Origin of the sequence: Cohnella terricola (assembly GCF_007786475.1) — a bacterium.
GTDB lineage: Bacteria > Bacillota > Bacilli > Paenibacillales > Paenibacillaceae > Cohnella > Cohnella terricola.
The window spans coordinates 95374-107127 of record NZ_VNJJ01000014.1 but is presented as its reverse complement, the minus strand read 5'-3'; the positions used below and the strand labels follow the sequence as shown (position 1 = coordinate 107127).

10 protein-coding genes are annotated in these 11754 nt (G+C 55.0%); 5 read left to right on the top strand and 5 right to left on the bottom strand.

Going from position 1 to position 11754, the window contains the following annotated elements:
- Positions 1-156 precede the first annotated feature (156 nt).
- Positions 157-774 carry a TetR/AcrR family transcriptional regulator gene (locus FPZ45_RS20120; RefSeq protein ID WP_144705833.1) on the top strand — a complete coding sequence of 206 codons (618 nt, stop codon included), beginning with the start codon at positions 157-159 and terminating at the stop codon, positions 772-774.
- 24 nt (positions 775-798) lie between these two features.
- Here FPZ45_RS20120 and FPZ45_RS20115 read toward each other — a convergent pair whose 3' ends face one another.
- A complete protein-coding gene (locus FPZ45_RS20115; protein ID WP_144705831.1) occupies positions 799-1638 on the bottom strand; it encodes a helix-turn-helix transcriptional regulator in 840 nt (279 codons plus the stop codon).
- Between the two features lie 131 nt (positions 1639-1769).
- Here FPZ45_RS20115 and fabF point away from each other — a divergent pair, with 131 nt between their 5' ends.
- Positions 1770-3008 (top strand): beta-ketoacyl-ACP synthase II, encoded by a 1239-nt coding sequence (gene fabF / locus FPZ45_RS20110; protein ID WP_144705829.1) that lies wholly within the window; start codon positions 1770-1772, stop codon positions 3006-3008.
- On the opposite strand, the gene dapA is transcribed toward fabF, so the two are convergent.
- Entirely contained in the window at positions 2989-3873 is an 885-nt protein-coding gene (gene dapA, locus FPZ45_RS20105) for a 4-hydroxy-tetrahydrodipicolinate synthase (protein ID WP_144705827.1), read from the bottom strand. The two genes, fabF and dapA, sit on opposite strands and share 20 nt — an antisense overlap.
- Positions 3874-4000: 127 nt before the next feature.
- On the opposite strand from dapA, the gene FPZ45_RS20100 reads away from it, so the two are divergent.
- Positions 4001-4870 carry a LysR family transcriptional regulator gene (locus FPZ45_RS20100; RefSeq protein ID WP_144705825.1) on the top strand — a complete coding sequence of 290 codons (870 nt, stop codon included), beginning with the start codon at positions 4001-4003 and terminating at the stop codon, positions 4868-4870.
- A 59-nt stretch (positions 4871-4929) separates the two neighbouring features.
- Positions 4930-5301, top strand: a complete 372-nt coding sequence (locus FPZ45_RS20095) for a winged helix-turn-helix transcriptional regulator (RefSeq protein WP_246120521.1) — start codon at positions 4930-4932, stop codon at positions 5299-5301.
- Here FPZ45_RS20095 and FPZ45_RS20090 read toward each other — a convergent pair.
- Complete coding sequence (locus tag FPZ45_RS20090) at positions 5298-6209, bottom strand: alpha/beta hydrolase (RefSeq protein WP_144705821.1); 912 nt, start codon at positions 6207-6209, stop codon at positions 5298-5300. The two genes, FPZ45_RS20095 and FPZ45_RS20090, sit on opposite strands and share 4 nt — an antisense overlap.
- A gap of 177 nt (positions 6210-6386) precedes the next feature.
- Here FPZ45_RS20090 and FPZ45_RS20085 point away from each other — a divergent pair, with 177 nt between their 5' ends.
- Positions 6387-9458 (top strand): hybrid sensor histidine kinase/response regulator, encoded by a 3072-nt coding sequence (locus FPZ45_RS20085; protein WP_144705819.1) that lies wholly within the window; start codon positions 6387-6389, stop codon positions 9456-9458.
- A gap of 34 nt (positions 9459-9492) precedes the next feature.
- On the opposite strand, the gene FPZ45_RS20080 is transcribed toward FPZ45_RS20085, so the two are convergent.
- A complete protein-coding gene (locus FPZ45_RS20080; protein ID WP_144705817.1) occupies positions 9493-10215 on the bottom strand; it encodes an amino acid ABC transporter ATP-binding protein in 723 nt (240 codons plus the stop codon).
- Entirely contained in the window at positions 10208-11674 is a 1467-nt protein-coding gene (locus FPZ45_RS20075; protein ID WP_144705815.1) for an ABC transporter substrate-binding protein/permease, read from the bottom strand. Before FPZ45_RS20075 ends, FPZ45_RS20080 begins: the two co-directional genes overlap by 8 nt.
- Between the last annotated feature and the right edge of the window lie 80 nt (positions 11675-11754).

Here is an 11754-nt window from a genome sequence, read left to right as displayed (position 1 = left end):
GACATCTATATATATTTTTGCTCGGGTGAAACGCAACGGCGGTCGATTGTGTGTTATATTTAATCTACGGACAATTGTCCGCCACTAAAATATACCGGACAATTGTCCGCGGAGTCAACAGAAAATGGAATTTTTTCCGCGAGAGGAGATTTTGACGTGGAAATTAAAAATAAGTCGGGCGGTAAAACGGCCTCCGGGACGGAGTATCACCGCCGTATTCTCGATGCGGCCGCCAGATTGATGGAGCGCAACGGCATCGATTCGGTCAACATGTACCAAATCGCGCAGGAAGCCGGGATCGGGCAGGGGACGCTGTATCGGCGATACGAGCATCCGGGGGAGATCTATTCCGAGCTGCTGCGAACGAGCATGGAGCAGTTTGTCGATCGGTTGGAGGCCCAGCTAGAGCTGGACGGCGATTCGTCGGCCGCCATTCTCGGTCGTCTTCGCGACGCTATAGAGCGGGCTGTCGATTATATTGACGATCATGTCGATCTGCTGGACTCCATCAATTGTATGTATGCGGGGAAAAAGAGCTCCATGCTCGATAAGCGTCCCGTCATGATCCGTCTTCGAACTCTTGTCACCTCGTACTTGGATCTTGCCGTGGAACGCGGGGAGACGAGAGAGATCGACGTTACGCTGACTACGAGCTTCCTGCTGGCCGCGCTCGGTCCCGGGCAGTATATGTATCATCGCGATACAATGGGTTATACCAAGGAGCGATATTTAGCCGAAGTCGTTCGCCTGTTCATAGACGGTTCGCGCAAATAAGAGATCAGCGCAAGTCGGGTTCGTTCACGGCTTGCGCATTAATTGCTCCAGCTTCGTTCTCGTAGACGTATCCGGAGCGGGCGTGTAGATGCTGCATCTTAGATCCGCGCTGCCGTGAACTTGTAGAGAGGTGAGATTGAACAACATCTTTCTTGCTTTGGCATGCCGGAATTCAAGCAAGACTTCCGGGGCGGAGCTCACTTTGCTCTGCTCCCATAGCCGATTGAAGTCGGGATGCGTTTCTTTCATTTCCTCTAGGAATTCCTCGTACCATTCATCTTCGACGTATTGCCCGTAATAAGCTCTGAAGATCGCCAGGAATCCGCTGGCGAACTGTTCCCAATTCACCGCCAGCCGCTCGAATTCTTTTCTCGTAAACAGCAGTCGGATCATGTTCCGCTGTTCCGGCGGGATCTGCTCGAAGTCCAGGAAAACATGGGCGGCCGCCTCGTTCCATCCAACGATATGACATCTGCGATCGGATATGATCGTAGGACAATAGGTGAGCTCGCGAAGAATGATTTGCAGGGAAGGGCTGATCCGGGGAAGCTCATCTTCCGCCAGGCTTATCGCCGAATAACTCTCCAGCGCCAGGGAAAACAAGTATTTGCGCTCGTCGACTGACAACTGCAGCGCCGTGGCGACGTTATCCAGAACAGACGAAGATACTTTGATGTCTCGTCCTTGCTCCAGCCAGGTGTACCAGGTAGAGCTGACCCCGGCCAGCTGCGCGACCTCTTCCCTTCTTAACCCTGGAGTTCTGCGGCGGCTTCCTTCCGGCAGTCCGACGGATTGCGGGGTCAGCTTGGCTCTTTGGGCTTTCAGGAACACAGACAAGGCTTGCAGACGGGTTTGCGAATTCATTCAAAATCCTCCTTGGAACTCGTTATCATATTATCACCTATACTAGGATAATCTACAACTTGTAATAGGATAAAACGCGTGACATGATGATTATAGTTTTTGAACCGCGAACGTTCAAGGAGGCAGTATTTATGGAAAAAGAAAGAGTCGTCATTACGGGCATGGGGGCGGTCACGCCGCTTGGCAACGATGTCGAGACGTTCTGGGAGCAGCTTGTGCGGGGAGAGTCAGGTATATCTGCGATAGATTCTTTCGATACGAGCCGGTATAAAGCGAAAATCGCCGGTTCGGTACGGAATTTCGATGCCAAGGCGTTGTTTGGCGTGAAGGAGGCGCGGCGTATGGATCGATTCGCCCAGTTCGCTTTGGCGGCGGCCGATCAGGCCTTGGCGGATTCGGGCCTCGTTCTGGAACAGATCGATAAAGAAAGGCTAGGTGTCTACGTCGGCTCTGGAATCGGGGGCATTCAGACATTGCTTGAGCAATGCGGCCTGCTGAGCGAACGAGGGCCGGAGCGGGTCAGTCCGACGCTCGTCCCGATGATGATTTCCAATATGGCCGCCTCGTTGATCAGCATCAGACTCGGGGCGTTAGGCGCTACGCTGTCGCCCGTTACGGCCTGCTCGATCGGAAATACGGCGATCGGCGAAGCGTTCTTCCAGATTCAGTCCGGACGAGCCGACATTCTTTTCGCGGGAGGAACGGATGCGGCGGTCACTGAAATTTCACTGGCCAGCTTCTCGAACGCCACGGCTTTGTCGACACGTAACGAAGAGCCGGAGAAAGCCAGCAGGCCGTTCGATAAGAGCCGGGACGGCTTCGTCATGGCTGAGGGAGCGGGAATTGTGGTACTCGAATCGTTCTCCCATGCGCTGCGTCGCGGGGCGAACATCTATGCGGAAGTGATCGGATACGGAGCCAGCTCCGACGCCTACCACATGGTCGCGACCCATCCGGAAGGCGACGGGGCATACCGTGCCATGAAGTTGGCGATTCAGACGGCGGGCATCCGCCCGGACCAAGTGGACGTCATCAGTGCGCATGCGACGGGCACGGAGCTCGGGGACAAATCCGAATCGGCGGCGATCCGCAAGCTGTTCGGCCAGGACGCTTACCGGATTCCGGTCACGGCGAACAAGTCCATGACGGGACACATGTTCGGGGCCGCCGGAGGCGTGGAAGCGGTCGCGCTGGCGAAAAGCCTGCAGACCGGCATCATCCCGCCGACGATCAACCTGGACGAGAACGGAGAAGGCTGCGACCTCGACTACGTTCCGAATAACGCTCGCACCGCCGATCTCGAGATCGGGATGTCTAATTCCTTCGGCTTCGGCGGCCATAACGCGGTGATTATTTTGAAGAAAATATAAGCTCCAATTGTGCTCGCAGTTCCGGCGTGATCGGCGTCATCGGCAGGCGTACAGTATCGGAGGAAATTTCGTCCTGCCAGGCAAGCAGCCATTTTAGCGGAGAAGGATTAGACTCCTGGAACAGCGCTCGAATGAGCGGAACCAACCGGTCGAATGCCTTCTTCGCCGATCGGATATCACCCTGGCCGGCAAGGTGGGAGACTTCGACGAATTCGCTCGTGCGAACGTTCGCCGATGCTACAATGCCGCCAGTTGCGCCTTGGCTTAACATGGCGTGATAATAAATATCTTCGCCGCATAGCACCGGTTTCGCGCCAAGTCTCGTCAGCTCCGAGACGAGCTCGATTCCGCCCGAACTGTCTTTCAGTCCGATGACCCCGTCCAACTCCAATATTCTTCTAACCGTATCGACGGTTAACCTGACGCCCGTTCGCGCAGGAACCTCGTAGGCGATGACGGGCACTCCGGTCCTCGCCACCGTGCGGTAATGTTCGATGATTCCTTCCTGCGAAGGGCGATTGTAATAGGGCGTCGAGACAAGCACGGCGTCGGCGCCCAGCAATCCCGCCATTTCCGTTCGTTTGACGGTCGTGGCGGTATCGTTCGTTCCCGTCCCGATGACGATCGGAACACGCTTGTTCGCGTTCTCCGCCGCGATGCGGGACAATCGCACAAGCTCCTCGACTTCCTCCCAACGTACCGTAGGCGATTCCCCCGTAGTCCCGTTTACGACGATTCCCTGAATGTCCTGCGCCAGAAGCCGATTCAGATAATTTTCATAGGATAGCGGGTCCAATTCTCCGTTCGCGAGGAAGGGAGTGACGACCGGCACGTAAACGCCTTTCAAATCCCGTTCTTTTAGCATAGGATTGCCTCCCGTCATATTTGGTTGAAATGAATTTAACATATAATTAAGCATCAGAGTTATCTATAATAAGTGATAGACATTATCGAAAATATTGATACGACGGCTGGGAAGGGCGGAAGGCATTATGGACTTAACCTACTATCAGACGTTTCGCGAAGTCGCCTTGCGTCAGAGCTTTACGCGCGCGGCTGCGGAGCTGGGCTATGCCCAATCGAGCGTGACGACGCAAATTCAGAAGTTGGAAAAGGAATACGACGTACAATTGTTCGAGCGTTATGGCAGAGGGCTCAGATTGACTTCGGCGGGAGAAGAGTTGCTGAAGATCACCGTCGGAATGCTGGAATTGCATCAGCAGTCCAAAGAGAAGCTGACCCGGCAAGGCGGGGGAACGCTTACGATCGGGACGATCGATTCGATCGCCGCGTATTATCTTCCCCCGCTGCTGCAGCGAATCCGGCAGGAATATCCCGATCTCAGCATCCGGCTTCAGACGGATCGCGAAGACGCAATCGCAGGCAAAGTCAGGGAAGGCGATATCGACATCGGCCTGATTCTCGAAGACAAGCCTTCCGATTCCGCGTTGCGCTGGACCGTTCTCCGGGAAGAACCGCTCGTTCTTGTCGTGAATCCCGGGCATGCGTTGACCCTTACGGGACCTTTGGAGTTAGACCGTCTGGATGGAATGGAGTGGATGATGACGGAGGACAGCTGCAACTATCGAATGATGTTGGAGAAGGTTCTGCGGGCGAGCGGGATCTCGTACCGGGTCGGGCTGGAGCTCGGCAATCCCGAAGCCGTCAAAAGATGCGTCATGGCCGGTTCGGGAATCGCGATCTTGCCCCGGATGGCGGCGGAGGATGAGCTTCGGAGAGGGGAGTTGGCCGCTCTGAAGTTCGACCATCCCGAGATTAGGCTGAATCTACAAATGTTCTATCATCCCAAGAAGTGGCTCTCGCGGCCGCTTAGGACATTAATCGGGATGCTTACGGAATGAGTCCCGAATAGTAATATATACCTTAATAATCATCCGCAGTCATGCGAGGAGGAACGAAGTTGAACGAGGAGTCTGAGCAATGGGAATACGAGTCTCCCTGCCATTATCGGAGAGCGCTTGAAGTGGTGTCTAGCAAATGGACCGTTCTTGTTTTCTACGAATTGGAAAGCGGGACGAAACGTTACGGGGATCTGAAAAGGAGCATAGAAGGGGTGACGCAGAAAATGCTGACCCAGACGCTGCGCCAACTGGAAAGGGACGGATTGGTCGACCGCCGAGTGTATCCGTCCGTCCCCCCTACCGTTGAGTATTCGCTGACGCCCCTAGGCGAAACTTTGATCGAACCGATGCGAATATTGCATAAGTGGACGGATGCTCATTACGACTCCGTCTTGCAAGCCCGAAGGGAATACGATCGCGATCATTCTTAATTCAGCGATTGCAGATTCCGCTTGATCAGATCGTAGACATCGTGCCCGTCCTCGAACACGTCGGTCATGGCGTAGAAGAGATGGATCATGCCGTCATAACGCTTCAGGACCGTGCGAACGCCGCTATCGGCGAGTTTCCGCGCGTAGCTTTCCCCTTCGTCGCGTAGAGGGTCGTACTCCGCGGTAACGACCAGCGCAGGAGGCAAGCCGTTCGTGTCCCCAAGCAGAGGCGAGGCTAACGGATCGGCCTTGTCGGCCTCGTTCCTGAAATAATGCCCCGCGCAATAATCAAGCAAAGCCATCGTAAGAAAGTACCCTTCCCCGTATTGTCGCTTCGATTCATACTCTCTCGACCAATCCGTCAGAGGACATATCAGAATTTGAAAATAGATAGGTAGGGAGCCAAGCTTGCGCGCTTGCTGAGCGACTCCGGCGGCGAGATTGGCTCCGGCGCTTTCGCCGGCAACGGCGATTCGTTTCGGATCCAGCCCTAGGGAGACTGCTCGATCGTATACCCACTGCGTAGCATAGAACGCTTCGTCCGCCGGAACCGGGAACTTATGCTCCGGGGCAAGGCGATAGTCCACGGATACGACGGCGTGGCCCGTCGCCAGCGCAAGCTTGCCGCACATCGGGTCGTAGTGCTCCATCCGGTTAAAGACGAAACCGCCCCCGTGGAAAAATACGATAACGGGAAGACTGGCCTCTCTCGTCGGTCGATAAATCCGGATGACTAGTTCTCCGTGAGGGCCGTTCAGCAGCACGTCTTCCGTGCCAGCCAGATCGTGGCTTTCGGTTATCGCGTTGGCGACGACCGCTTTCCTGATTTCTTCGGGCGACATCAGATGGAGCGGCGGGAACTCGGAGACGTCCTTCAGAAACTTGCGGGTTTGTTCGGGCATGCTCATGAGCGTTACCTTCTTTCGTTGGAGGGAGTGATGAAATCTTTAACACCACATTAAACGACAACGGAAAAGTTCGTAAGAAGGCACTATAATGTGGTATAGGTACTTTAAAGTGCCTCATGTACCTGATAACGACGACGGAGGAAAGGGATCATTCGTTTTTTGTCGAATGATAGAAGTATGACAAACACAAGAAAAACTATTTTCATTCTAGGATGTTTCATCCTTGCACTTACAGGCCTGCGGCTCTGCTGGCTGTTCCTGTCGTCACCGAACAAAGCGCAGGTGATCCAAGGTACTGCGGATTTAAGGGAGTGGGATTTTTCCTCCAACCAAACGGTCTTGCTTAACGGCGAATGGGAGTTTTTCCCCTACCGATTTATTATGAATCCCGCTGAAGCTCTTTCCCCGAACGAACGGGGAGAGGCTCTTAAAGTTCCCGGGAAATGGGATGCCAAGATGGAGGAAGGGAACTCAACGTTCGGTTACGGTTCCTATCGCTTGCGAATCCACGTCGCGTCCGACGGAGAGCGCATATACGGAATCCGGATCCCCCTGATCCCTTCTTCCTCCGAATTGTTCGTGAACGGCCGCCTGTTGGCGCAGGCCGGACAACCGGGCACCGAAGCGGACCGGTATTCGCCCGGCGTCGTGCCCTATATCGGCTCTTTCGTGTCCGACCGCGATGAGATCGAGGTAGTTATCCAAGTCGCCAATTACGACGACCTGAACGGGGGCGGAATCTACGGACGGGTTCAGATCGGAAGCGATCGCGCGGTACATCGCGCATCCCAGATCTCGGCGGATCTGCAGATGACGGTCGTTCTGATCCTGGCGGTGCATGGGATCTATTCCGTACTGCTATACTTCATGGGGCTCCGCGAACGGGGGCTGCTTTATTTTTTCCTACTCGTCCTTAGTGGTATGGCGACGGTGCTGGTCGATGACGATCGGTTGCTGCTCGCGGTGTTCTCCGTCAATTATGAATGGATGATCAAGCTTCGTTATCTGGCTTACGTGGGGTCGGCGGCATTTCTATTGCAATTCGTCAGGCATCTGCTAACCGGTCGCAAGCTGAACAAGGTCATCCGCATTTATCTGGCAATCTGCGCAGTCTATGCCGTATCCGCGCTCTTCTTGCCGAGCGAGATACTGACGCTTACCGACGGTATACATACGTTGATTATCCTGTTTTCCTACCTGATCGTTCCTGTAATTGCTTTCCGATCGTTCGCGCAGAAAAACAGTAACGCGATTTTTATTTTACTCGGATTAACTACGCTGACCTTAAACTTGATCTGGGGGCTGATCAGAGCCTCGGGTTGGCTAGACATGGGCTACTACCCGATCGATATTATTTTCGTGTTCATTTGTTTCGCTTCCTATTGGTTCAAACATTATCTTCATAACTCAGCCCAGACGGCCAAGCTCGCCGAACGGCTAATTGACGAGGACAGACGTAAAGACCAGTTTCTGGTCAGAACATCGCACGAGCTGCGAAATCCGCTTCACGGGATCCTGAATATCGCCCATACGGTCATCGATAGCGGCCATTCGCCGAGCGAAGGCGAGAACCGCGAGAACATGAAGCTGCTCGTCACCGTTGGCAGGCGGATGTCCTTACTGCTTAACGACCTGATGGATATCGCTCGGCTAAAGGAAAACCGCATTCGCTTGCAGCTCGCGAACGTTCAAGTTCAAGCGCTGGTGTCAGGCGTGCTTGACATGGTTCGGTTTACGGTCGAAGGCAAGCCGATCCGGTTGCTGAATCAAGTGCCGGATACGTTCCCGCCCGTTGTCGCGGACGAGAATCGGTTGATTCAAGTCCTGTTTAATCTGCTGCACAATGCGGCGAAGTTCACGAATGAAGGAACGATCGTGGTTGCTGCCTCGGTCAGGGAAGGCCAAGCGTTCATTACGGTGTCGGACACCGGAATCGGCATGAACGCGGAGACGCTGCGAACGGCATTCGACCCGTACGTGCAGGGAGAATCCTCGAGCTCGGGGGACGTTGCCGAAGGAATCGGGCTCGGACTCAGCATTTGCAAGCAGCTCGTGGAACTGCACGGGAGCGAGCTGACGGTTGAATCCACGCCGGGCCAGGGTTCCACGTTCACCTTTGCACTGCCCATCTCCGAAGCTTCCGGTCGTCGATCGGAAACGCCCGGAATGAAGGCGGCCGACACCGTCGCCATGCAGGAAACCGCGGCAACTTCGACGGTTACTCCCGCGGAGCGAAACTTCGGTCGCCTCTCCGATCGCGCCCAGATTCTGGCGGTCGACGACGATCCGATAAACTTGAGCGTATTGGAGAGGGTTCTCTCGTCGGAGGATTACGATATCGTGAAGACGACGAGCGGCTCTGAGGCTTTGTCGCTGATCGCGGGAAGGGAATGGGATCTGATCATTGCCGACGTGATGATGCCAGGCATGTCCGGCTACCAATTGTCGAGCGCCGTGCGGGAACGGTTCACCCTGTCGGAAATGCCCATTCTGCTCCTTACCGCCCGAAGCCAGCCCGAGGATATCGAAGCAGGTTTCCGAGCCGGCGCGAATGATTACTTGATCAAGCCGGTGGACGGCATGGAGCTGAAGTCGCGCGTAAGGGCGCTGACGGATGGCAGACGGTCTTTCCGCGAGCGGGTGCGTATGGAGGGGGCTTGGCTGCAAGCGCAGATTCAGCCGCATTTTCTGTTCAACACGTTGAATTCGATAGCCGCTCTTAGCGAGATCGATACGGCAAGAATGCGCAATCTTCTTGAAGTATTCGGCAATTACTTGCGGGCAAGCTTTAATCCGCGGAATATGGAGCGATTCGTCACGCTGCAGCAAGAACTAGAACTTGTGCGTTCTTACTTATATATCGAGAAGGAACGGTTCGAAGAAAGACTGCAGGTCGAATGGGAGGTCGAAGAGGGAATCCGTCTGTCGATTCCTCCGCTATCGATTCAACCGCTTGTGGAAAACGCAGTCCGGCATGGCGTCCTTAAACGGGCCGGAGGGGGCAAGGTTCGGATTCGGATCTCGGATTGCGGAGATTACGTGGAGGTAGAAGTCGAGGATGACGGCGTCGGCATGGACGAGCATGCCGTGAGGCGGGCGCTCGGCATTCAGGGCGGCCGCGCGCGGGGCATTGGTCTGCGCAATACGGACCGGCGGCTTAGGCAGCTTTACGGCCAAGGTTTGCGCATTCGCAGCGTTCCCGGACGCGGCACCCGGATTTCGTTTTTCGTCATGAAATCGCAGCGCTAATCCAACCGAAGACGGAGCGGGAATTCCGTTCCGTCTATAAGACTTGCTCGAGGAAGCGGACGGCGCGTTCGCTCTGCGGACGAGTGAAGAAACTGTCCGGCGTCGCTCTCTCGACAAGCTTGCCGTCGTCGAGGAAATAGATCGTGTCCGCGGCTTCCCTAGCGAATTTCATTTCGTGGGTGACGATGAGCATCGTCATGCCGCTGTCGGCGAGGCCGCGAATGACGCTCAGAACCTCTTTGACCATCTCGGGATCGAGTGCCGAAGTAGGCTCGTCGAACAGCAGGATGTCCGGTTCCATAGCAAGGCTGCGGGCAATCGCGACCCGCTGCTTCTGCCCGCCAGATAGCTTGGAAGGATAGCTGTCTGCTTTGTCCGACAGACCGACCCGCGCGAGTAATTCATGCGCTTTGGATCGGGCGGCTTCCGGCGGAATGCCTTTCACTTCAATGGGAGCAAACGTAATATTATCGAGCACGGTCATATGCGGAAACAAATGAAAATGCTGAAATACCATGCCTATCCGTTGACGGACGCGGGCGATATCGGTCTGCGGATTCGTCAGTTCGATTCCGTCGATGGCGATCGTGCCGGAGGTCGGAGTTTCGAGCATGTTCAGACACCGTAGGAACGTGGACTTGCCGGAACCGGAAGGCCCGATCAGAGCGACGACTTCTCCTTGATCGACTTGGGTCGTGATACCTTTGAGTACCTGGTGTTTACCGAAGGTTTTCTTCAGATCGGTTACGTTAATCACTTCTGCGCAATCTCCTTTCCAGCACGCGTGCAAGAGATGTAAGGACGAGCACGAGCACGTAATAGATTGCGGCCACGAGCAGCAAGGCTTCGAAGGAGCGGAAGGTGCTGGCTCTGACGACATCGGCTCGCCGCATCAATTCGGTGACTCCGATGACGGACACAAGCGAAGATTCTTTAAGCAAAGCGACGAATTCGTTCACTAGCGCGGGCAAAATATGACGAAGAGCCTGCGGGAAAATAATGCGCGCCATCATCTTGCGATAAGGGACCCCTAGAGCGATCGCGGCTTCGCGTTGCCCTTTGTCGACGGCCATGATGCCGCCGCGGATCGTCTCCGACAAGTAAGCGGCCGAGTTCAGCCCGAACGCTAATCCCGCCGCGAGCAACGCGGGGATATCGAAGCCGGTGAGCTGCGGGGTGGCGTAATAGATCAAAGTCAACTGCACGAGCAACGGAGTTCCGCGGAATACGGAGGTATAAGCCGTAGCGAACCATTGAAGAGGCCGAATGCTGGAAATTTTGAAGAGGGACAGAATCGTTCCCCAGATTAACCCGAGCAGGGCGGAGACAAGAGTGAACAGCAGCGTAACGTATATGCCCTTGAGAATGTAGGGAACGTATCCTTCCAATACGCGGAAATCGATATTGAGAGAGCCAGAGCTCCCGTTATTCGAGGGTTCCATATCCGCGAACCATTTGTCGATAATTTTCTGCAGCTCGCCGTTTGTTTGCATCTCGGCAAGGACGCGATTGAAATCGTCGACCAGCCCGCTCTTCAGCGGGAATGCGACCGCGTATCCGTTATCGTCTTCCTCTGCAGGCAGAAAGTTGATCGTAAGCCCCGGATTGGCGGAGACCATATCGATGGCCACGGCGTCTTCCACGATGGCGGCATCGATTCTTCCAGTATTTAGTTCCTGAATCAAGTCGGCGATTTTGTTCAGTTTCTTATGCGAGGCACCCGGGATTGTATCCGCAAACAGATCCTGTATCGAGCCGAGCTGCGCTCCGACGACCTTGCCGGAGAGCTGATCTACGCTGTAGAAGCCGTTCGTTTTCTTGGATACGATCGTATTGCGCGCCGCATAATAGCTGTCGGAGAAAGCGACACTTTTCTTGCGCTCATCCGTCACCGACATGGCGGACATGACGAAGTCGACGCGGCCGGTTTGCAAGGCGGCGATCAATCCGTTGAAGTCCATCGGCGCGATCTCCAGCTTATAGCCTAGCCGATCCGCGATATAACGAGCAATGTCGATGTCCATTCCGATGATCTCGCCGTTATTTTTTGCATCCACGCTTTCGTAAGGGGGATAGTCGGGCGACGTCCCCAGAATGATTTTCTGGCCTGCCGCCGGCGCGGCCTCCGCGTAAGAAGCGCTCGAGCCTAGCGTAGGCGCCAGGACCGCAAAGGCAATGAGCCAGATAGGTCCGATTCGTAGCTTGTTCCTGTTCATATTTTCCTCTCTTTCGTGCGGCGATCGATTCGAACTGTTCTAACGAGCCTGCCCGGCACCCGAATGGCTGAGGCGGGTTT